The organism is Mucilaginibacter sp. OK283, assembly GCF_900110415.1.
Lineage (GTDB): Bacteria > Bacteroidota > Bacteroidia > Sphingobacteriales > Sphingobacteriaceae > Mucilaginibacter.
On the sequence record NZ_FODR01000010.1, the window covers coordinates 223243 to 245514 of the forward strand.

The 22272-nt window shown below is 44.8% G+C and carries 16 protein-coding genes and 1 tRNA gene; 10 read left to right on the top strand and 7 right to left on the bottom strand.

Annotation, left to right across the window (positions count from 1 at the left end; translation table 11 throughout):
• Positions 1-162: 162 nt before the first annotated feature.
• Both BMX56_RS21965 and BMX56_RS21970 read left to right on the top strand, forming a co-directional pair.
• Positions 163-663 carry a hypothetical protein gene (locus BMX56_RS21965; RefSeq protein WP_090651830.1) on the top strand — a complete coding sequence of 167 codons (501 nt, stop codon included), beginning with the start codon at positions 163-165 and terminating at the stop codon, positions 661-663.
• 48 nt (positions 664-711) lie between these two features.
• Complete coding sequence (locus BMX56_RS21970; RefSeq protein WP_090651831.1) at positions 712-1665, top strand: acetyl-CoA carboxylase carboxyltransferase subunit alpha; 954 nt, start codon at positions 712-714, stop codon at positions 1663-1665.
• 380 nt (positions 1666-2045) lie between these two features.
• Here BMX56_RS21970 and BMX56_RS21975 read toward each other — a convergent pair whose 3' ends face one another.
• A complete protein-coding gene (locus BMX56_RS21975; protein ID WP_090651832.1) occupies positions 2046-5183 on the bottom strand; it encodes a DUF2723 domain-containing protein in 3138 nt (1045 codons plus the stop codon).
• A gap of 212 nt (positions 5184-5395) precedes the next feature.
• Here BMX56_RS21975 and BMX56_RS21980 point away from each other — a divergent pair.
• The 6 genes from BMX56_RS21980 (at position 5396) to BMX56_RS30570 (ending at position 9084) form a co-directional block, all read left to right on the top strand.
• A tRNA-Gln gene (locus BMX56_RS21980) sits at positions 5396-5466 on the top strand.
• Between the two features lie 176 nt (positions 5467-5642).
• Positions 5643-6587, top strand: coding sequence for a ribose-phosphate pyrophosphokinase (locus BMX56_RS21985; RefSeq protein ID WP_090651833.1), 945 nt, complete (start codon positions 5643-5645; stop codon positions 6585-6587).
• Positions 6588-6703: 116 nt separating this feature from the next.
• Positions 6704-7288, top strand: coding sequence for a 50S ribosomal protein L25/general stress protein Ctc (locus tag BMX56_RS21990; RefSeq protein ID WP_090651834.1), 585 nt, complete (start codon positions 6704-6706; stop codon positions 7286-7288).
• Between the two features lie 278 nt (positions 7289-7566).
• Positions 7567-8574, top strand: coding sequence for an aldo/keto reductase (locus BMX56_RS21995; protein WP_090651835.1), 1008 nt, complete (start codon positions 7567-7569; stop codon positions 8572-8574).
• 40 nt (positions 8575-8614) lie between these two features.
• Positions 8615-8809: a hypothetical protein gene (locus tag BMX56_RS30565; RefSeq protein WP_255369891.1), complete on the top strand. Its 195-nt coding sequence runs from the start codon at positions 8615-8617 to the stop codon at positions 8807-8809.
• Positions 8810-8820: 11 nt separating this feature from the next.
• A complete protein-coding gene (locus tag BMX56_RS30570) occupies positions 8821-9084 on the top strand; it encodes an OsmC family protein (protein WP_255369892.1) in 264 nt (87 codons plus the stop codon).
• 160 nt (positions 9085-9244) lie between these two features.
• Here the strand turns inward: BMX56_RS30570 and BMX56_RS22005 are convergent, their stop codons facing one another.
• Positions 9245-9598 (bottom strand): winged helix-turn-helix transcriptional regulator, encoded by a 354-nt coding sequence (locus BMX56_RS22005; RefSeq protein WP_090651874.1) that lies wholly within the window; start codon positions 9596-9598, stop codon positions 9245-9247.
• A gap of 125 nt (positions 9599-9723) precedes the next feature.
• Here BMX56_RS22005 and BMX56_RS22010 point away from each other — a divergent pair, with 125 nt between their 5' ends.
• Positions 9724-10476 (top strand): SDR family NAD(P)-dependent oxidoreductase, encoded by a 753-nt coding sequence (locus tag BMX56_RS22010; protein WP_090651836.1) that lies wholly within the window; start codon positions 9724-9726, stop codon positions 10474-10476.
• A gap of 142 nt (positions 10477-10618) precedes the next feature.
• Here the strand turns inward: BMX56_RS22010 and BMX56_RS22015 are convergent, their stop codons facing one another.
• The 5 genes from BMX56_RS22015 to BMX56_RS22035 form a co-directional block, all read right to left on the bottom strand.
• Positions 10619-11992 carry an alpha-amylase family glycosyl hydrolase gene (locus tag BMX56_RS22015; protein ID WP_177183880.1) on the bottom strand — a complete coding sequence of 458 codons (1374 nt, stop codon included), beginning with the start codon at positions 11990-11992 and terminating at the stop codon, positions 10619-10621.
• Between the two features lie 42 nt (positions 11993-12034).
• Positions 12035-14488 carry a glycoside hydrolase family 31 protein gene (locus BMX56_RS22020; protein WP_090651838.1) on the bottom strand — a complete coding sequence of 818 codons (2454 nt, stop codon included), beginning with the start codon at positions 14486-14488 and terminating at the stop codon, positions 12035-12037.
• A 175-nt stretch (positions 14489-14663) separates the two neighbouring features.
• Positions 14664-15752 carry a SusE domain-containing protein gene (locus BMX56_RS22025; RefSeq protein ID WP_090651839.1) on the bottom strand — a complete coding sequence of 363 codons (1089 nt, stop codon included), beginning with the start codon at positions 15750-15752 and terminating at the stop codon, positions 14664-14666.
• 14 nt (positions 15753-15766) lie between these two features.
• On the bottom strand, positions 15767-17245 hold the full coding sequence (locus tag BMX56_RS22030) for a RagB/SusD family nutrient uptake outer membrane protein (protein ID WP_090651840.1): 1479 nt from the start codon (positions 17243-17245) through the stop codon (positions 15767-15769).
• A gap of 7 nt (positions 17246-17252) precedes the next feature.
• Positions 17253-20210 carry a SusC/RagA family TonB-linked outer membrane protein gene (locus tag BMX56_RS22035; RefSeq protein ID WP_090651841.1) on the bottom strand — a complete coding sequence of 986 codons (2958 nt, stop codon included), beginning with the start codon at positions 20208-20210 and terminating at the stop codon, positions 17253-17255.
• Positions 20211-20526: 316 nt separating this feature from the next.
• Here BMX56_RS22035 and BMX56_RS22040 point away from each other — a divergent pair, with 316 nt between their 5' ends.
• The gene (locus BMX56_RS22040) at positions 20527-22266 is read left to right on the top strand and encodes a tetratricopeptide repeat protein (protein ID WP_177183881.1); all 1740 of its coding nucleotides are present in this window, start codon (positions 20527-20529) and stop codon (positions 22264-22266) included.
• Positions 22267-22272: the final 6 nt, after the last annotated feature.

The window sequence follows — 22272 nt, forward strand, 5'->3', positions numbered from 1 at the left end:
GCTTCTATCTTTAGGCATGAAGGTAAAGGAGCATAGGTCAGGGATATTAAGTAGGATTCGTTTTGATTATTTGGCGTATCGTATTTCATAACTATTACGCAAATTAAGAAAGGTGGAAGTTTATTGGCCTAATAGTTGCGGCTTTTTTGTAAACTGCAACCTATGCTGAAAACAATACCTGTATTTATAGCTTCCCTGTTTATTTATAGTGGAATTGCGGCGCAGACGCCCGATAGTACCTTGAAAAAATCGCCTGTTAAAACTTTAACTGATGCGCAGTATACCGCATTGTTAAAAGGAGATGATATTTATAATATGCCGCCGGTGGCACTGCTGAACCATTACCCAATGCCGGATGTGGCTATGCAGTTTAAAAAGGAGGCAGGCCTTAGCCCCATACAAATTACTAAGATTGAAGCTATTGCTAAAGAGCTGAAACGCAAACGAATTGAAATGGGGGGATTTATTGTTACCAACGAAAAGAGACTGGATGATTTGTTTAACAAAGGAACCGACGAAGGCAGCATCATTTTTTATAGTAACCGGTCGGGCTTGTACTACGGCGAACTGCGGGATGCCATTTTGATTGCCTGCTACAATACCTGGAAACTGCTATCGCCGGCCCAGATAAAAAAGCTGGAAACTTTGCAAAATCATAATTGATAAATTTGCCGATTGATTTGTTTAATTTAGCGGCCCCAAATAAAGTGTATGAAAATAACTTTTGATTTTGAAAAACCCCTTGCCGAGCTGATGCAGCAAATTGAAAAGGTGAAGCAGGTTGAAGATAAAAACAAGTTGGATATGTCGGCAACGGTTGCAGAGCTGGAAGCCAAATTGGAAAGCACCAAAAAAGAAATATACGGCAACCTTACCGGCTGGCAAAAGGTACAGATCTCCCGCCATCCCGAAAGGCCATATACCCTGCAATATATTGAGCTGATGTGCGATGATTTTATTGAATTGCACGGCGACCGTACAGTTGGCGATGATAAAGCCATCATTGGTGGTTTTGGAACATTAAATGGCCAAACAGTGATGTTTATAGGCCAGCAAAAAGGCCGTAACACCAAAGAGCGCCAGTACCGCAACTTTGGTATGGCTAACCCCGAAGGCTACCGGAAGGCTCTGAGGCTGATGAAAATGGCCGAGAAATTCAACAAGCCGGTTGTTACCTTAATTGACACCCCCGGAGCATTCCCCGGCCTGGAGGCCGAAGAGCGCGGACAAGGTGAAGCCATAGCCCGTAACCTGTTAGAAATGTCGATACTTAAAGTACCTATCATCTGTGTTATTATAGGCGAAGGTGCATCAGGCGGCGCATTAGGTATAGGTATTGGCGATAAAGTAATGATGCTGGATAACTCCTGGTATTCGGTAATATCGCCGGAGAACTGCTCAACCATCCTTTGGAAAACATGGGAAAATAAAGAACGTGCCGCCGAAGTTTTGAAACTGACATCTACAGAAATGCTAAAAAACAAGCTGATAGACGGGGTTATTAAAGAGCCCCTTGGTGGCGCCCACCAGGATCCCGTAGCTATGGCTGCCACGCTTAAAAAGCAATTGCTAAAAGATCTTAAAATCCTCAAAGAAAAAGACGTTACCGAACTGGTTAACGAGCGCATCGAAAAATTCTGTTCGATGGGTGTAGTAAACGAATAATAGTTTTCGGACTTTAATAACCATATACTAAAAAAAGCGGCGATTGCCGCTTTTTTTAGTATCACCCTTTTTGTTACAAGAGCGTCTATTCTTAACGTATTCGGTGGGAGACCTGTCAGTCTGAGTTGTAAAATTTCGCGAAATCCTGAAGGAAGAATGACAATGATTTCGCCCTAATGTCATGCTGAACTTGTTTCAGCACCCCACGTGCTAAGTATACTTCATGCGGGTCACCTGTCCTGTGGGATCCTGAAACAAGTTACAAGGATGACTTCCGTTTTTAACTTGTCATGGGTAGCCTGTCGAAGACTCGCGCGGAGAGGTCTTTGCCCGCTATGGTTCGACGGGCTCACCATGACAGCCCGTTTAAATTCTTAATTCTATTTCCCCGTACCCATGCCTAATTTCTTCTCATATTCTTTAAACTGCGCGTTAAATTTGGCGTTCAGTTGTGGTTGTTTGTAGTTTTTGGTAAACTCTACCAACCCGTTCAGCATCGACATCGAATATTGGATATCGCGGCTCTCCAGCGTGGTATCGCCGCTTTGCAACAGTGTTAAATTATAAGCCAGAAGGTTGGTTACGTAAGCATCAATCAGGTTGGCCAGTTTGTTGGCCATTTGGGTTTCGCCCAGGCGATAGGCGGTTTCAATCAGGTAATATTTGCGGATGGCTATCTCGGTATTTGGGATGGTCTCCGGCATTACCTCGTCGTATTTTTTTAACGCGTTTTTAGCCAGGTCGGTTTTTCCTTCTTTTAACAGGTTATCGGCCAGGCTGGAATATAACCTCGAGATCAGTGGATAAAACATGGTGTTTGATTCATGATCAAGATAGCTGGCCGTTTTCATGTTGCCCCATTTGTATTGTGTCATCATATTATGGTACATTACCGGGGTGTTAATCAAATCGGCCGCGTTTGCAGCAGTATCAACTTTTAATGGCATCAGGCGGTTTGCAAAACCTTCGCTATACAAATATTTGCCCAGGCCTATCAGGTTTTCATCAGGCACGGTGGTAGCAAAGTAAATTGGCCTTTTCCAGTTATTGTGGGCCAAAATATCCATCATAGCCAAAATATCTTTGGTTACGTATTTGCCGTTAAATGTCCAATCCATTTCGGGTGTTATCTGATCCTTTTGGGCGGCTGGCACTGTTCCGGTTTTTACCACATCGTCTGCGTTAACCGTTATTTTGAATTTTTTGGTTGGCAGATAGTTGCCCATTTCGCCATTACCATAGTCGGCCATCGCTTCCTTTTCATCCGAAGTAATAAAATCAAAAACATCCTTTAACTCGGTTGAGCCCGGCAGGTTTTTATCGCTTAAATAAACCACATCGCGTACACCGGCTTTAAATTTATCGTCGGGCATCGTAATAGGCAAAGGCTCCGATTCATTCATCTTATGTTTCATGCCCCGGATGTACCAATCGGTACCCAGTAAGCTTAAATTTACAATGCGTACATCGGGCCTTACGTTTTCAACTTCCTGTATATACCAAAGCGGGTAGGTGTCATTATCGGCATAAGTAAACAAAATAGCATTTGGCGCGCAGGAGTTAAGATAGTTGTAGGCCATATCATGCGGCGTAAGCTTGGTCGACCGGTTATGGTCGTCCCACTCCTGGTTGGCCATTAAAACGGGAGCGGCTAATAAACAAACCACGGTGGCAATAATTCCGCTGGTTTTAGCATTAACCACCTTCCTTAAAAGCTCGGCCACGCCCATAACACCAAGGCCTATCCAAATGGCAAAAGCATAAAATGATCCGGCGTAGGCATAATCACGTTCGCGTGGTTGTAGGGGGTCCTGGTTAAGGTAAAGCACAATGGCCAAGCCGGTAAAAAAGAAGAGTACCAATACTACACCGGCGTTTCGCTGGTCGCTTTTAAAGTGGAAGAATAAGCCCACCAGGCCAATAATCAGCGGTAAAAAGTACAGGCGGTTATAGCTTTTGCTTTGGGTAACCTCGGCAGGCAATGGCTTGTTAAAATTCCAGCCGCTTATCCAGTTGCCATCGGCGCCGCTATTGCTGGTTTGCCCGTCAAGGTCATTGGTACGGCCAACAAAATTCCACAGGAAATAGCGAGTATACATCTGGTTAACCTGCCAGGTACCAAAAAAGCCCAGGTTGGTTGCAAAGGTTGGCTTTTCGCCATCGGCCAGTTTGCTCCATGCCCGGTAGAACTGCGCATGGCCGCCCTTATCGCTAAACATACGCGGAAAAATGGTATTACGATCATAAACGGTTGTCAGTTTTTTGCCTGCAACCTCGTACTGAGTTTTGCCGCGGCGGTAAATTTGGGCGCCTTGGGTTTGCTCGGTAGGGGTAGAGTCAAAAAACTGGCCGTATAGTAATGGCGTATCACCGTACTGATCGCGGTTTAAATAGCTGTTAAGGGCAAATGCATCCTGCGGATCGCTGTTATTAAGGTTAGGATCGGCCTTGGCACGCACTACTATCATCACAAATGAACTGTAGCCAAACAGTATGAACAACAGGCACACAAAAAAGCTATTGAGAGCAAAACGTTTTTCACGAATTTTAATCACGTACTCCAACAAGGCCAAAATACCTATGCCAATAAGTGCACCAATAATGCCGGTACTAATACCCAGCGCCAATATAAAACATACCGCCGAAGCTATAATGGCAAGCTGCGATTGTTTAATAGTATAATAAATGCCAAAAGCAATGGTGCCTATCAATAATGCAAAAAAAGCAATAGCACCGCTGCCGAAGCCCATACCCAGGGTGTTTACAAAAAGCAGATCGGAGAAGGCCGCGCCTTTAACTGTAAACTGGATAACGCCCCATAACACAAAAGCTACCGATACCACACCCGCAAAAAATGCCAGTAGCGTGCCCTGGGCGGTTATGGCTTTTGCCTTGCGGAAATAGATTACTAAAGCTATTGCCGGTATTACCAGCAGGTTTAACAGGTGGATGCCTATTGATAAGCCCATGATGTAGGCAATAAAAACAATCCAGCGGTTGGCGTTGGGTTCATCAGCATGGGCATCCCATTTTAGTATAGCCCAAAAAACGATGGCTGTACATAAAGATGATTGCGCATAAACTTCAGATTCAACTGCCGAAAACCAAAACGTATCTGACCAAGCATAGGCCAAAGCACCAACCAAACCTGAACCTATAATGATAATCAGGCTGGCGATATTAATATCTTCGGCTTTTTTTACCAGTATTTTTTTAGCAAGCGCAGTAACCGTCCAGAATAAAAACAGGATAGTTGCGCCGCTGGCCAATGCCGAGGCCATATTGGCCCAGTAGGCAACCCTGGTATTATCGCCCATAGATAACAGTGTAAATACTTTACCTATCATGGTAAACAAAGGCGCTCCCGGTTGATGAGCTACCTGCATGCGGAAGATACAAGCTATAAATTCGCCACAATCCCAAAAGCTGGCCGATGGTTCAAGTGTTAAAATGTAGGTAATGGTAGCGATAATACCGGCTATCCAGCCAAAAATATTGTTGATCTTAGTGTAGTTCATGTCAGGTACTTTCGTATATCAAAAGGCTTAATTGAGCCGAAATTAGCAAAAAACTATTATGATGCCGAAACCAAACGGCTTACCTTAACTCTTTTTAATCGTTTTTAGCTGTAAAACAGGCTTGTAAATACTTTTTTCAAATTCTGTTTTGAGAGTTAAAAAATCGTCTTATATTTGCATTCCTTTTCGGAGAGTAAAACATCCAGGGAGATTGCCTGATAGTATAATGGTAGTACGACGGTTTTTGGTACCGTTTGTCTAGGTTCGAATCCTGGTCGGGCAACAAGAAATTTCGGATTTCGAATTTTTGATTTCGGATTTATTCCGTTTTAGAAAATCGAGGTCCGAATTGTATTTTAGGGGGTTGTTAACGGCCTGGTTTATTTTATTTTAGCTTGATAAGCAATTGAAAATTAACCAAATCCGAAATCGGACATCCGAAATTCAAAATTCAAAAAAATGCCATTACAATTTAATCCGGTTAAATTATTTGCAGGTTCGGGCTCAAAAGCGCTGGCGCAAAAAATTGCTGAAGCCTATGGCCGCGAATTGGGCGATGTAGTACTTTCACGTTTTAGTGATGGCGAATTTCAACCACATTTTAATGAAACTGTAAGGGGATGCGATGTATTCCTGATACAAAGTACCCACCAGCCTACTGATAACCTGATGGAATTGCTGATGATGATTGATGCCGCCCGCCGTGCATCGTCACATTATGTAAACGCCGTTATCCCGTATTTTGGTTTGGCGCGCCAGGACAGGAAAGATAAACCCCGCGTAGCTATAAGCGCAAAACTGGTAGCCAATTTATTGGTGGCAGCCGGTATTAACCGCATCATGACCATGGATTTGCACGCAGCGCAGATACAGGGATTTTTTGATGTTCCGGTTGATCACCTGGATGCTTCTATCATTTTTGTGCCGTACATTAAAAGCCTTGGTCTTGGTAATTTAACCATTGCATCGCCAGATATGGGGGGCTCATACAGGGCGCGCAGCTTTGCTAAATTTTTTAATGCCGAGGTTGTAATTTGCGATAAACGTCGTAAACGTGCCAACGAGATTGAATCGATGACATTGATTGGCGACGTAACCGACCAGGACATTGTATTGATTGATGATATTTGCGATACAGCCGGCACGCTGGCCAAAGCAGCAGGCTTAATTATGGAACGTGGTGCACGCAGCGTACGCGCGGTTTGTACACACCCCGTATTATCTGGTAAAGCTTACGAAACTATCGAAAACTCGGTGTTAACCGAACTAATAGTTACCGACACCATACCATTGAAATATGAAAGCCCTAAAATAAAAGTATTATCAACTGCCGAATTGTTTGCAAAAGCTATAAGCAATGTAAATGAACACGGTTCGATAAGCCAGTTGTTTAGGGTAGACTAATTAGTCCATAGCTGATGGTCAATAGTCCATGGCAGAGGGAACACGCATTAAAACAAATCCATGGTCTATTGACTATCGACCATGGACTTAATAAATAATAAATAAAATAAAAAACAATGAAATCAATTGCTATTAGCGGTTCTCCAAGAGAGAACGTAGGGAAAAGAGACGCTAAAGAACTGCGTTACCAAGGCTTAGTGCCTGCAGTACTTTACGGTGGGCCAACCCAAACCCACTTTTCAGTGTCCGCAGCTGATTTGAGAGCCGTAGTTTACACTCCGGTTGTTCATTTCATCGATCTTGACGTTGCTGGTGTTAAATCACAGGCTATTATTAAAGATTTGCAGTTTCACCCTTTAACTGAACAAATTATCCACGTAGACTTTTTATTGCTTGACGAGAAAAAGCCTATCACTATCGAGATCCCTGTTAAATTAACCGGAACTTCGCCAGGTGTTAAAGTGGGTGGTAAATTAGTTCAAAAACTAAGGAAACTGCGCATCAAAGCATTACCTAAAGATCATTTAGATGCTATTGAAGTAAGCATTGCAGCTTTGGAAGTTGGTAAATCAGTAAAAGTGGCCGAAATTAAATTGCCAAACTTAACTATTACCAATGCACAGGAAGATACTATCGTATCTGTAACTACTTCACGTGCATTACGTCAGGCTGAGCAGGAAGCTGCTTCAGGTAAAAAATAATTTTTACCCCCTGGTAAAAAAAACGCGATCGGGCTTTGCCTGGTCGCGTTTTTTTTGGGTCAAGAATTTTTGGCAAAAGCAAGGTTTTTAAACGCCTTGTTGTGGTTGATTGGTGGTTTGAGTCGGAAGTAAGCAACAAGCGAAAATGACTTGAGACTTGCAACTAAATACTTTTGACTTAGCGTTAGCTGTTTGAATTTTGTAATATTTAGTTTGATACTTATAACCGCATCGCTTTGCAGGTTGTTTAAATTTGTATCAACAAAAACATAATACCTATGAAATACAGAAATTTAGGGAATACCGGCGAAAAACTATCTGCCATTGGCTTAGGCTGTATGGGCATGAGTTTCGCCTATGGCCCGATAGATAACGACGAATCATTAGCTACACTTAACCTGGCGCTTGACCTGGGCATTAACTTTTGGGATACTGCGGATATGTATGCCAACGGCAAAAACGAAGAACTGATAGCCAAAGTATTGAAGCAAAACCGCGATAAAGTATTTATAGCCACCAAATTTGGTTTCAGGGTGAGGGATGTCAACGCCCCTTATGCGGGTAGCGGCACCGCCAATGTTTATTTTGACGCCTCGCCCGCTTATATGAAAACTGCGGTTGAGCAAAGTCTCAAACGATTAAATATCGATACCATCGATCTATACTACGCCCATCGTATCGATCCCAATGTGCCTGTGGAGGAAATGGTAGGAGCTATGGCCGAATTAGTTAAGGAAGGCAAGGTGCGTTACCTTGGTTTATCTGAAGCATCGGCTGCAAGCATCCGCAAAGCGCACGCCGTGCATCCTATTGCTGCCCTGCAAAGCGAGTATTCATTACTTACCCGCGATGTAGAGAACGAAATACTGCCGGTATTACGCGAGCTAAATATTTCATTAGTGCCTTATAGCCCGCTATCGCGTGGCCTGGTAACCAATACCTTAAATAAAGAAGGACTTGCCGACGGCGATTTCCGTAAAACATTGCCACGTTTTAACGAGGACAACTGGGACAATAACCAAAAACTGGCCCGTGAATTTGCTGTCCTGGCACAACAAAAAAATGTTGCACCAGCACAATTCGCCTTAGGTTGGGTATTGGCTCAGGGCGATGATATTATTCCTATCCCAGGCACCAAAAAGCGCAAATACCTGCAGGAAAACGCAGGAGCTGTTGACGTGGAATTATCCGCTGTCGATTTGCAGGAGATTGATGATCTGTTAAAAAAATATCCTGATACCGGCCAGCGTTACTATGAGGCATCTTTAAAAATGACCAATCTGTAATTTTATTTAATGGTGTTTATTTTTATGGTGATATTAGATCATGAAAGATCATCATTATAAAACCACCATCACCTGGACAGGCAATACGGGCACCGGAACCAAAGATTATAGATCATATGAACGTGCCCACACCATCAGCATTGATGGTAAGCAGGATATTTCAGGTTCGTCAGATCCAAGTTTCAGGGGGATAAATCCCGTTATAGTCCCGAAGACCTGTTGCTTGCATCGATAGCTGCCTGCCACATGTTGTGGTACCTGCACTTGTGTTCGGTGGCGGGCGTGGTGGTAACCGCGTATGAAGATAGGGCAGAAGGTACTATGGTTGAAACCAGCGACGGCGGAGGCTATTTTACCGAAGTAATATTAAAGCCGGTGATTACCCTTAAAGAAGCCGCTATGCAGGCAAGGGCAGCTGCACTGCACCACGAGGCTAACAAATTATGCTTTATAGCCAACTCGGTTAAATTTCCGGTTTTGCACCAGGCGGAGTATAGGGTGGAGGGCTGAGATAAATTGTGTTTAGCTTCTGAATGGAGAAACACACATCCGTGTAATAAAAAGATTGAGGAATGTTTTAATTTCCGGCGTAATGTTTAAAGTACCACGATTGAGCCATTACGCCGGGGGCATTTTTTTAAGAGCCTTTATTGTATATTTTTATTGTTTATTATTGGTTTGCCAATAATTCATTTTGCAATTGTTTTTTACCCCAATTGTGTAAATGCTCAATAAACGGAATTAATTCCCGCCCTGTCTCGCTCACCGAATATTCTACTTTGGGTGGCACTTCGTGATACATTTTCCGTGTTATTAATTTATCGTCTTCCAATTCCCTTAAAGTCTGGGTAAGCATTTTGGTGGTAATATCGGGCAATGTACGGGTTAGCTCGCCGTAGCGCAGTACAGTTTTTGAGTGTAAATACCATAAAATCCTCGCCTTATATTTTCCGCCGATGCGTTTAAACGCATATTCAACGCCACAATTCTGGATTTGCTCAGGGATTTCGCGTTTATTTTTCATTTTTATTTTATATAAAATATTGATAATCAATTATACATACTTTTTGGTATATAACATACAAATAAGTACATACTTGCCAAAAGTATACAAATATATTAGTATTGCAGCTCATTAAAAGCAATAAAATGGACTTAAAGTTAAAAGATAAAGTTGCGGTGGTTACCGGTGCATCAAAAGGAATTGGTGCCGGAATTGCAAAAGCATTTGCAAAAGCGGGTGCAAAAGTTGTGGTCAATTATGCATCGGCGAAGGTGGACGCAGATAAAGTAGTTGATGAAATAACGAAAGATGGTGGCGCTGCCATCGCTATTCAGGGTAACATAACACTATCGGCAGATGTGAAAAGGTTGTTTACCGAAACAAAAACTGCGTTTGGCCGGCTGGATATCCTTGTGAATAATGCAGGCGTTTTTACTTTTGAGCCTTTAGAGGCCGTTACCGAAGATAGTTTTCATGCACAATATAACACGCATGTGCTGGGTAACTTATTGTGTACCCAAAGCGCGGTTGCGCTATTTGGCCAGGAGGGTGGCAGTATTATAAACATCAGCTCGACAGTAAGCCAAAATCCCATGCCCGGCCTGGTGGTATATTGCGCGGCAAAAGCTGCCGTTGATACCATGACAAAACTATTGGCCAAAGAGTTGGGTGGACGAAAAATACGGATAAATACTATTGCTCCCGGCGTTACCGAAACGCAAGGTACACGTAGTGCGGGTATAATTGGAGGCGATTTGGAGAAACAAATGGTTGCTAACACGCCGTTGGGCCGCACGGGTCGGCCGGAAGATATTGCAAAGGTTGCGGTATTCCTGGCTTCTGACGATGCCGGTTGGGTAACAGGCGAAAGAATCACTGTTGCCGGTGGGTTGTTGTAAAATTCAGGAACAACTTTTTCTATTTCCGGTCAGAGGAAAAAATCCCCATTAAAAAGTAAATCACCGCATCGCGCGGTGATTTACAAACCCAAAAGGGACCAGAGACCAAGCTGCCCCTTTGATATGAAAAGTAAACAAGAAACTATTTTTTTAGCGCCAGGTATTGATATGGCTGAATAGTAAGCTGGGCACCTAACGTGATATTTGCTTTGGTGAAGCCGTTTGTCCAAGTGGTACCTTGCAAGGTTGCCGGAACGGCGTAGGTAACGCTGCTGTTTTTTGAATTTACCAGTACCAATACATCATCCGCTGCCGTCTTTTTCTCGAAGGATACAATATCATTATCGTTATAAGCGGTTAATGTTCCTGTTTTAACAGCCTCGTGCGCCTGGCGGAAGGCTATAATCTTTTTGTATTCGGCAATCATATCCGGGTTGGCGGTATAATCTACCGGTATATTATTAAAAAAGTTAATGGAATTTGGATAGCCCACTTCCTGGCTGCTGTATATTAATGGCACACCATCCATATAGGCCGCCAAAACAAACGCGGCCAGCGCACCCTGCTTGCCTTTATACTCGCTGATGGTGCTGCCATCTGACGATGCATTATCATGGTTGGTAATATACCTTAATTTAATACCATTGGCCGGTAACGAAGCTTTTTCGGCAGTGTTTGTTGAGTATAGGGCCGATGGGCTGGATGTACCTGCAAATACGTTTTTAAGCGTACCGTAATAGCTGAAGGCAAAATTCATCTGGAAACCCGCGCTTATTTCGGGGCCTTTGGTGCCCTCGGCTAAATATATCAGCTTATGGGTGGTAATTTTGTTTAAAGTATCTATTGCCTGTACCCAGAAATCATTAGGGATATTGTCGGCAAAATCGCAGCGGTAGCCATCGATATTGGCTGTGTACACCCAGTATTTCATGGCCTTAATCATGGCGGTACGCATGCTGGTATTGTTGTAGTTTAACGCGGCAACATCAGCGTAGTTTGTGCCTGGCGGAATAATAATATTGCCAGATGCATCCTGCTGGTACCAGTCTTTATTCTGGATCCATGCATTATCCCATGAGGTGTGGTTTGCTACCCAATCCAATATAACGGCTATGCCCAGCGTATGTGCTTTGGCAACATAAGCCCGCAAGTCATCCAGCGTGCCGAAATCGGCGTTTACAGCCGTGTAATCCTTAACCGCATAGGGTGATCCTGAAGCTTTCAAAACGCCTACCGGGTAGGTTGGCATTAGCCATACCACGTTAACGCCAAGCGCTTTGATAGAATCTAAACGAGCCATGGCACTGCTCAGGCCAACCGGCGAGTAAGTTTTTAAATTCACCTCATACATCACAATATCTTTGGTTGCGGGTACGCCGGTAAAAGGGGTGCCGTATTGGGCAGGGTCGGTATTGGTTGGGGGTGGGGTAGTGCCGCCGTCATCTGTCGTTGGCGATTTTTTGCCGCAGCCCAGTAGCGAGCCTATTAGCATTATAAATAGAATTAAACTGTTCATCTGGTTTTTTTTGTTACTCATGATCATACTCACACTTCCTTTTTAATAATTTATCTGGATGTTATTTGGTGCATTACTGATGGTTACCATTTTAGCCGGGCTGCTATCGGGCCTGTTTATGCTCCCTTGCGGGTCGGTATTTGCTGCGGCACCTAAAAACGCGATGCTGCTATCCTGTAGCTTTAAATTGCTGTTGCCTGCTTTAACTGATGTTGATTGTTCAAAGCCGTGCAGCACCAGCCTGATGTATTTAAAATTGGTTTTAAAGCCCCCTTCTGCCTTATCAAATGTGATGGTTTTTTTATCGGGATCAAACCTGATGGTTCGTTTATAAAAATCACCTTTTTGGTAGCTGAAGCTTTTACCATCATCCTCGTAATACACAAAATGATTGGCTTTGCTGCCCTTATATACATGCACCGCGAGCGTATCGGTAGGCAATTCGGCAGTTGATTGGGTAAGCGATTGCATGGGGATAATGCTGCCGCCTTTTACGTAAACCGGCAGTTTGCTAACCGTTAGCGGGATAGTTACCTCCTGTGCACCCTTTTGTTCGGCCCCGGTATACAGATCATACCAGTTGCCTTCTGGAAAATATACTTTGCCAAAAGCCGCGGTGCTTTCAAAAGGGGCAACCATAAAACCGTTACCAAACTCGTACTGGTTTTGGTAGGTGGCGTCCATCACTTTCGGGTCAAAAGTATAGTTGATAGCCAGCGAGCGCATTACCGGCAACCCGTTTTGCGTCGACTCATAAAAGCTGGAGTATAAATAAGGCATTAACTGGTAGCGTAAGCTGATATAGTTTCGTGCAATGTCCAGCACATCCTCGCCAAAAGCCCAGGGCTCGGCAGCGCGGCTATTCAAGGCCGTGTGGTTACGATAGTAGGGGATAAATGCGCCAAGCTCAATCCAACGGGTATATAAGGACGTGGTGGGATTGCCGGTAAACCCGCCAATATCCATCCCTGTAAATGATACGCCGCTTAGGCCAAGGCTGTTCATTAAACGTACGCCCAACAACATGTGGTCTTCCTCGGCACGGTTATCGCCTGTCCAGAGGGCTGAGTAACGCTGCAAACCTGCATAGCCCGAGCGACTCAGGATAAAAGGGCGCTCTTTAAAATGTTCCAGCGCGCCTTCGTAGCTTGAACGTACCATTTCTAATCCATACACGTTATGCGCCTGTAAATGGGTAGTTGGGTGGCCATCATAATCAAATAAAACATTATCGGGCATTTTTTGGCCCCAGGTAGATATTTCGTTCATGTCATTCCAGATACCGCTTACGCCCGATTTTGCGAAGAAATCTACCTGGTTACGCCACCATGTACGGCCTTTATCGCTGGTAAAATCGGTAAAGTTGCACCAGCCCGGCCAAACCTGGCCTGTGTATGGTGAACCATCGGGGTATTTGATATATACATCCTGTTTCAGGCCGCTTTCATAAGCAGGTGCACCCTTTTCAACCTTAATCCCCGGGTCTACAATAACCGTAAGTTTCAGGTTCATTTTGTTAAGCGCATCAGTCATTTTTACAGGATCGGGGAAACGGCTTTTGTTCCAGGTGAATAGCTGGTACCTGTCCATGTAATGGATATCTAAAGTAATACCATCAGCAGGGATTCGCTTTTCGCGCAGGGTTTGGGCTATACGCATTACCTCGGCTTCGGGGTAATAGCTGTAACGGTTTTGCTGGTAGCCTAAAGCCCATTTTGGGGGCAACGGCATACGCCCGGTAAGCCAGGTGTAGGAGGCAATAATATCTGCCATTTTTTTATGGTAGATAAAATAGTAGTTCATTTCGCCTCCGTGCGCGCCGAATGACGAGAAACGGTTATTACTGGCGCCAAAATTAAAATCGCTTTGGTAGGTGTTATCCATAAAAATACCATAGTTTAACCCATGATGAATGCCGGCATAAAAAGGGATGGTGGAGTAAAGCGGATCGGCCATGGTACTGTAGCCATATACATCCGAGTTCCAGTTGGTGTAGGCGTTGCCCTTGCGGTCAAGGTTGCCGGTTTTTTCGCCAAGGCCTACAAAATGCTCATCATCCTGCATTTTTTTATAGGTAGTTACCGCATCGTTTACCCATGACGTGGTTAAACCGGGTTCGTCCTGGTTAATTATCCTGCCATCAATTGTATAGAATGTTATGCTGAAAGGTTTCTTTTGGATTACCGCTTTTAACGAATCGGTGCTGATATCAATCTCATTATCTGTTTGGCTGATCTGCACTTTTACAGCATGCGCTTTGCCAACTACAGCGTACGAAAAATCGTCGCCCAATACCTTTTTATCCAACCGCACCCGAATGATGGATGGGCTGTAAACAGATATGCTGCCGTAAGCATTGGTTGTTTTTAAAGAAACTTCCTGTTGCCCAATGGTAACGGTTTCGATATTTCCGGGCGTTACTACCGGCGATTGCGCCATAACACACGGCAAGTTTAAAACGCAGGCAAGTAAAAGTGTGATCGTAATAAATTTCATGTATAAAAGGGGTGATGAATTGTTATCGGAAGGTAACTGGCAGTAAAAATCAGGAGCCCGGCAAACCCGGTTACTCCTGAAAATCAACTAATGCACACTTGTAAAATCCGTTAACATACTCAAAGTATATTAAAAAAAGGTATGATGTAAGGCAGCAAACGCGCTGCCTTACCGGTTAATTTTTCTTTAACTTAAAGTTGTAATTATTTGGATCATGCAAATCCAGCGTAATGGTATAATTACCATTTGACGGTACAGTTAAGTTGCCTAACGAGCCGTTGTACGGTAATGCAGGGTTATCGGCGTATTGGATTTTGCCATCTGCTGTGATGCCAAAATCAATAGCCCACTGGTTATTAGCCCTGAATTTGAACGATCCGCTGGCAACCATATTGGCAGTAACCGTCCACACTTGTTTGGCCGGGTCGTACGTCATTTGGGTATCCGTGCTCCAGCCGCCTGGGGTGGCGTCGCCAATAATGCCCCACGTAACCAGGGTGTATGACCAGGTAAGGCTTTGCGGGTTGGCAACCAGTTCATAAACACCCGGGCCAGGCAAAACCAAATCGCCTTTGGTGCCATCGGTGGTTAATAAGCCCGGGCCGCCATCGCCGTAGTTAATGTGGTTCCAATCGGGCGCGCTGGTAAACTTAAAGTGATAGCTGCCACCTGCAGGCTCATAAATGTAGCCTTCGTAAATGTTAGGTACCGATGCCGCTACTGTGCCAGCAGTGCCCGGCGACCATCCCTGGTAATCGCCCGGAAGATATAGTACCGGGTAATTGTTGCTTGGCGGCAGGATAATTTTATACGGGCTTATAGTTAATGTTACCGCTTTTGAATAAGCATTCCTATCCTGGTAGGCTTGCACCCTGAACACCATTTTACCCACTTCATTTGGCGTAACGCCTAACGCAAGGGCCAGGGTGTTTAAATCGCTGCCTTTGTAGGTTTTGGTTAGTACATCGGTTCCAATTAATACCGACGTAGCGTTTTGCCAGGCGGTTGCGCCTACGGTATCGGCAGGCAAATCGGCCTGCAGGGTGTAGGTTACGTGCGATTTGTAAGGGTAAACTACCGCAGGCCAGGTAAAGGTAATTACCGACTGATCGTCGGTTGTAGCAGACAGGGTGACTGCAGTTGTTGAGGCCGTCATGTTACCCGTAAAGGCAACCGGTTTCAGCGTGGTCAACTCCGCCTGCTTATGGCAGGCAACGGCCATGAAGGCCATTGCTGCAAATGTTAAGTTGATTATTTTTTTCATCACTTTATGAATAATTAATAACCTGGATTTTGTTTCAACGTGGTATTGGCGTTAAGTGCTTCAGTTGGTATCGGGAACAGCATCCTGTAGGCAGGTGTAGTTTGAACGAAACCGTGCGGCAGCAAAAATTTGCCAAACCTGATCATGTCCTGCCTGCGGTGGCCTTCCATGTTCAATTCAAATCCACGTTCATCGTAAATGTTATCTAACGTAGGTGCTGCAATATCGCTAAGTCCGGCACGCTCCCTTACCTGGTTCAGGAATGGGGCTGCGGCTGTAACGTTGCCTAAGCGAACATTACACTCGGCCTGCATCAGCAGTACATCGGCATAACGGTAAACCGGGAAATCGTTTGATTCGCCGCTGCCGTCAGATGGTTTTACGGGGAAAAATTTATCGTCGCGGATACCCTCGTTAGGGCCTGCACCCGGGTCTATCAATGACGATACCTCTTTGGTATAAGTGATACCGCCGGCCTGTGCGCCAACCAGGAATTGTTTTTTGCGAACATCGGCGTTATCAAACTTGTCATAATACTCTGAGGGGATGATGGTACCGTTCCAGCCGGCAAAGCCTATAAGAGCCACGCCATTGGGGCTGTTTAAGCTACGGATGGTGTAAATGTTGCCGCTGATAACGTTTTGCGTAATGTATAAGGCAAAAATGGTTTCGTCGTTAGGGCATACATCGCCAAAAAGGTCATAGTAGGTGTTTCCCAGGGGTGCAGTTGTGCTTGCGCCGGCAGCGTGTAGTGTAAAACCACCCGATGCTACTTTATTGGCTGCTGCCAAAGCTTCGGCCCAATGCGGGGTGCCGGTATAAACCTGGGCATTTAAGTAAACCTTGGCCAATACCATGTAACCTGCCCACTTGTTAAAACGGCCGTAATAGGCGCCGCCACGTGTTTCGGAAAGTAAATCAACATTGGCTTTAAGCTCGTTTACCACAAAATTGTAAACATCGGCACGTTTTGCCTGCGGTATTTTTGAAACGTTGGTATTGTTGTCGGTATAAAACGGCACATCACCAAAATCATCTATCAACAGGTAATAGATCCAGGCACGCATCACTTTGGCCTCGGCAATTTTTGCCGGATCGGCTTTGGCCGATGTAAGCTGGGCAATGGCCAGGTTGGCGCTGTAAATTGTAGAGTAAGCCCAGTTCCAGGTATTATTGATGATGCCCAGGTTTGGCAATTCGGTACGGGTATACAGTTGGGCAAAGTCAAGCTGCCAATCGCCGGTGTTACGGTGAGGTATTACCTGCTCATCTGATGAGAAGCTATTTAAATCGTACCAGCAATTATCGCGGCCGGCATAGTTTGAGCCCCAGCTGCCGGTAATTTTTGAGTACACATTGGCCAAAGCATCATCGGCACCCGCCGCGGTTGAATAAAACTGGTCAGCTGTATATTTGTCATACACATGCTCATTAACCTTGGTACAGCTTGCAGCAAGGCTAATAATACAAATACTGATTAATATTTTTTTCATGATCAAATTATTTTAGAATAACATTTAAACCTAAAGAAAAGGTCCTGGTGCGCGGATAGGTGCCGTAGTCGCCGCCCGATGAGCTGTCGCCACTCACGTTCACTTCAGGATCAAGGCCTTTGTATTTGGTTATAATGGCAAGGTTTTGGCCGGTTACAGATAAGCGTAAAGCGCTGATGTATTTTACTTTGGCCAGGTTAAACCTGTATCCTAACGAAAGATTTTCCCACCTTAAATACGATCCGCTCTCCAACCAAAGGTCAGACCCATAAGGTGACGATTGAATGCCCAAAGGCACCGCGCTGGTAAGCACGTTTGATTTTCCCAGGTTTTCAAGCAGGCTCAGGTCCTGGCGAAGGCCGTTATAGATTTTGTTACCGCCCGATCCGCGCCAAACCATTGATGCATCAAAGTTTTTGTAAGTAAACGATGGTGTAAAGGCATAGGTATATTTAGGCAGCGATTGGCCTTCTTCATACCTGTCTTTACTTTGCGATCCCTGGTCGATGGTGCCGTTTTTATCACGGTCAACAACGGTTTCGGCGCTGTTGGCATCTTTGCCCAGGTGTTTTAAAATAAGAAAAGTGCCTACAGGCTTGCCTACAACAAGGTAAGCATTTGGTCCCCAGCCAACATAGTTGGTAGGTACATCAAAGCCTTGTATGTTGCCGCCTAATTTAAGTACCTTGCTTTGCAGCAATGACCCGTTTGCAGCAAGGGTAAGTGTCATATCCTGGCTTTTTATCACCATATAGCTTAAAGAAAGCTCGACACCTTGCGAGCGCAGGCTACCTACGTTTGCCAGAATGTTATTTACAAAAAACTGGCCTACAACGGGTACGGTGTAGTGGTATAGCAAATTATCGGTAGTAGCCCTGTATACATCAAAAGTACCGTTCAACCGATCGTTAAACATCGAGAAATCGAAACCGGCATTGGCCTGCTTACGGGTTTCCCACTTTAAGTTAGGATTGGCATTTTGTGTATAAAAATAGTTGGGAATGGTCGATCCGCCGAAGAACACCGAACCTGCCTGGCCTACCAAGGCAATAGAGTTTTGCGGGGTAATGCCTTGTTGGTTACCGGTAACGCCATAACCCACACGCAACTTAAAGCTGCTGAACAGGGTTTGGTTTTTCATAAAATCTTCCTGGTCAATCCGCCATGCAAGCGCTGCCGACGGGAAGTTACCCCATTTGTTATTAACCCCAAACACGGTTGAACCATCGCGCCTGATACTGGCGGTTAACAGGTACTTGTTGTTGTACGAGTAATGGATCTGGCCGATATATGAAATAAGCCTCCTGTCGTTTTTGTACGATGAGATATCGCCCTGTAAAACTTTGGAGATATCGCCCAGCTGCAAAGCGTTATAAGTAGCAAAATCGTTTACAAAACCACGGCCCTGTGCAAAGCTGCCGTTATAGGTTTGTGCCTGCCACTCATAAATAGCCGATGCATCAAAATGGCTTAACCCAAATTCATGTTTGTAGCTCAGGCTGATGTCCATCAGTTTTTCGTCAACATGGTTGTTGCTGATGTTGGCGATGCCTTTGTTATCAATAGCGGTAGCTATGGTTGATGCTACCGGCGCGTAATAACCTGTATTCGTATCAGATTTTCTCCAGCTGCCAAACCATCCGGCAGATATGCCTTTGTAAATATCCAGGTCGCCCCTTAAACTGGTGAACAGGTTGTTGGTGTTCACATCGTTTTTAACCGTTTTTGCAACAGCGTAAGGGTTGATGTACTGGAATACGTTAGGGTCTGAGTAGTATGATCCATCGGTGTTAAATACAGGGTCAGTCGGCCTGGATATGTACGTATTGCTGATCAGGTTTGAAGTAAAAGCTGCGCGGCCGATGCCGATAGGGCTGTAAACATCATTGTTGATGCCGCTATTTACGTTCATGGTGAGGGTTAACTTATCATCAAGCGCTTTTTGTGTAGCGGTAATGCGGCCTATATATTTTTTATAGTTGGAATTGATAACAATACCGGTTTGTGTAATGGCACTTACCGATGCACGGTAGTTAAAGCCATTGGTGCCGCCACCAAAAGCAAGATTATGGTTTTGCGTAACGCCGTTTTGGGTAAGCAGGTTAAACCAGTCGGTATTTGAACCGTGGTTTGCAGATACATCTACACCTTGTTTTTCGGCTTGTGCAGTCCATTGCGCGGCGTTTAGTTCCTGCAATTTGTGTGCAATTACGTCCAGCGAGCTGTTTTCGGTATACTCAACACTGCTTTTGCCGGCGGCGGTTTTCCTGGTAGTGATCAGGATAACACCCGGGGCGCCTCGCGAGCCGTAGATAGCGGTGGCTGAAGCATCTTTAAGGATGTCTATTGATGCAATTTCACTTGGCGGCACCTGGTTTAGCAGGTCCATATTGCCTTGAATACCGTCAACAACAACCAATGGATCATTGCCACCCTGTAACGATGTTAGGCCACGTATGCGCACCGTTGGTGCCACACCGGGTTCGCTGCCTACCTGGGTAATGTTTACGCCTGCTGCTTTGCCGGCAAGTTGTTGCAATGGGTTGGTAACCGACCCCGGATTAAGGTCTTTAGCGCCGATGGTTGCAACGGCACCCGTCAAATCAGATTTTTTAACCGTTCCGTAGCCCATAACCACTACTTCGGTTAAGGCTTTCGATGAAGGAACTAATTGAAAGGTGGGGTTTTCGTTGGCTTTGATTACCCGCTCCAGCACATCGTAGCCAACAAAAGTAATCTGCACGGTTAATGCCTGTTGCGTATCGCCCGTAAGCGAAAACATACCATTAGCATCTGTTACTGTTGTTTGAGATGCACCCTTAACGTGCACTGTGGCGCCGGGTAATGGCTGGTTAAGATCATCAACCACCTTGCCCCTGAAAGCACCTTTTTGAGCAAACGAAGCTATCGCCGAGATTAAAAGGAGCACAGTCAGGCCGTACTTAAATAAGTAAACTTTTTTCATGTAAAATTGGTTTTAAAAATTGGTTTTTGCAGATGTACCATAGCTGGCAAATCCGAATCAAATAAAAGGAGGGAATTTTGGCTAATCAATAGCTTAAAAGCTCAATATAGAAAATATAGGCGGAATAATATTGTTAATTGATTGATTGTTAGGTATTTTTATTGTTGTTTTAGGAGTTGTAATATAGATTTAATATGGGGCGATATAGACGGGTTTTGAGGAGATGATTGGGGCTGTTGGGGGAAATAGTTGCAAAGCTGCCAATTATTCATCACATAAAAACTTAAATTGCAGTATCTTCAGCAATCCACAACAGATGAAAATAAAAAGAGCCCTGGTCATATGCCCCGCATTGGTCGTTGTTTTTTTAACCGGTCAGTCTTTTTATCACCGGTATCAAAAAAAAGTCACAAAAACCGCGTTTTTGCATAAGGCTATTACACGTCCCGTGGTACTTTGCAGCGGCGGGTACAACCTGGCAGATGATTTAAAAGAAATTCCTGCTTTAAATGGCTGGGGAAATTATAAATGGAAAATCACTACCCCGTCTGACAGCGCCCAGTTTTATTTTAACCAGGGCCTGAGCATGTATTACGCTTTTCATTCTATTGAAGCTATAGCGTCATTTACCAAGGCAACCCGGTTTGATCCGGAATGCGCGATGGCCTGGTACGGCAGGTCGCTGGCTATGGGGCCAACCATCAATTACCCTAATGGCTACGCCCCGCCCACCGATGCTTACGAAGCATCAGTAAAAAGCCGCAACTTTGCCAATAAATGCACGCCGTTGGAGCAAGCACTTATTGCGGCAATGCAACAGCGGTATAGTAAAGATACCACCGTCACCGTGTTGCAGTTACGCAGCAATTATGCCAGGGCCATGCAAAAGGTTTACGCCAGCTACCCTAAAAATGCCGAGGTGATAACATTATATGCAGATGCCCTGCTATTGTTACATCCCTGGGATTTATACACCCACGATTTTAACCCCAAACCATGGACGCCGGAGATCCGCGCATTATTGGAGCAGGCTATTGCAATAAGCCCCAAACATCCGGGAGCCAATCATTTTTATATCCATACTATGGAGGCATCGGCCACGCCGCAACTGGCTTTAAAAAGCGCGCATTTGCTGGATACTTTAATGCCGCTGGTATCGCATATTACACACATGCCATCGCATATTTACATCCGTACGGGTAATTACCAGCAAGGTATTGCCAATAATAACGCAGCGGTTGCCGGGTTTAATTATTACGTGGGCCTTTACAACCCGGTGGTTAACGGGGCCGTGTTGTACCAAACGCATAACATTCACCTTAAAGTAAATTGCGCGCAAATGGGCGGTAACTATAAGGCCGCCATTAGCGGTGCCAATGAAGCAAAGGCTACCATTATACCTGATTACCTGGTCGCCAAAGGGGCTGATGGTAATTTTTTTCAATACGTTTATATGCAGCCTGCGCTAACCGATGTGCGCTTTGGCAAATGGGACGATATTTTAAACACCCACGTAGGCGATACTCTTGCCTATGCATCGGTATTGCTTCATTTTGCAAAGGGCATGGCCTGGTGCGGTAAGGGCGATTCACAAAAAGCTGCCTCAGAACTAAAACTGATGGAAGCCGGTTTAACTGATGCATCGTTAAAAGCACCAATAGATAATTTCAGTTCGGCATTTGAGGCCGCCGGCGTCGGCCACCTGATATTGCAAGGCAATATTGCTGCCACGCAAAAAAACTATGGTGCTGCAATCTCCACTTTACAACAAGCAGTTATAGCCGAAGATAAACTCATTTATAACGAACCCCGCGACTGGCCCTTACCCGCCCGGCATTACCTGGGCAATGTATTGCTAAAAGCAGGTCGTTACAACGAGGCCGTGGCTGTGTTAAATAAAGACCTGCAAATAAACCCCAACAATGGCTGGGCGCTTACAGGCTTGCAATGGGCCTATCAAAATGAGGGGAATGCACTCGCTTTAAACAAAGTAAAACAACGTTTAAAAACCGCCTGGAAAATAAAGGATGTGGAGATAGACAGACCTGTTTTTTAATGCTTC

What these genes read in the sequence shown, in the direction of transcription:
- BMX56_RS21965 (WP_090651830.1), top strand. Translation starts at nt 163, where the DNA reads ATGCTGAAAACAATACCTGTATTTATAGCTTCCCTGTTTATTTATAGT.
- BMX56_RS21970 (WP_090651831.1), top strand. Translation starts at nt 712, where the DNA reads ATGAAAATAACTTTTGATTTTGAAAAACCCCTTGCCGAGCTGATGCAG.
- BMX56_RS21975 (WP_090651832.1), bottom strand. Translation starts at nt 5,183, where the DNA reads ATGAACTACACTAAGATCAACAATATTTTTGGCTGGATAGCCGGTATT.
- BMX56_RS21985 (WP_090651833.1), top strand. Translation starts at nt 5,643, where the DNA reads ATGCCATTACAATTTAATCCGGTTAAATTATTTGCAGGTTCGGGCTCA.
- BMX56_RS21990 (WP_090651834.1), top strand. Translation starts at nt 6,704, where the DNA reads ATGAAATCAATTGCTATTAGCGGTTCTCCAAGAGAGAACGTAGGGAAA.
- BMX56_RS21995 (WP_090651835.1), top strand. Translation starts at nt 7,567, where the DNA reads ATGAAATACAGAAATTTAGGGAATACCGGCGAAAAACTATCTGCCATT.
- BMX56_RS30565 (WP_255369891.1), top strand. Translation starts at nt 8,615, where the DNA reads ATGAAAGATCATCATTATAAAACCACCATCACCTGGACAGGCAATACG.
- BMX56_RS30570 (WP_255369892.1), top strand. Translation starts at nt 8,821, where the DNA reads ATGTTGTGGTACCTGCACTTGTGTTCGGTGGCGGGCGTGGTGGTAACC.
- BMX56_RS22005 (WP_090651874.1), bottom strand. Translation starts at nt 9,598, where the DNA reads ATGAAAAATAAACGCGAAATCCCTGAGCAAATCCAGAATTGTGGCGTT.
- BMX56_RS22010 (WP_090651836.1), top strand. Translation starts at nt 9,724, where the DNA reads ATGGACTTAAAGTTAAAAGATAAAGTTGCGGTGGTTACCGGTGCATCA.
- BMX56_RS22015 (WP_177183880.1), bottom strand. Translation starts at nt 11,992, where the DNA reads ATGAACAGTTTAATTCTATTTATAATGCTAATAGGCTCGCTACTGGGC.
- BMX56_RS22020 (WP_090651838.1), bottom strand. Translation starts at nt 14,488, where the DNA reads ATGAAATTTATTACGATCACACTTTTACTTGCCTGCGTTTTAAACTTG.
- BMX56_RS22025 (WP_090651839.1), bottom strand. Translation starts at nt 15,752, where the DNA reads ATGAAAAAAATAATCAACTTAACATTTGCAGCAATGGCCTTCATGGCC.
- BMX56_RS22030 (WP_090651840.1), bottom strand. Translation starts at nt 17,245, where the DNA reads ATGAAAAAAATATTAATCAGTATTTGTATTATTAGCCTTGCTGCAAGC.
- BMX56_RS22035 (WP_090651841.1), bottom strand. Translation starts at nt 20,210, where the DNA reads ATGAAAAAAGTTTACTTATTTAAGTACGGCCTGACTGTGCTCCTTTTA.
- BMX56_RS22040 (WP_177183881.1), top strand. Translation starts at nt 20,527, where the DNA reads ATGAAAATAAAAAGAGCCCTGGTCATATGCCCCGCATTGGTCGTTGTT.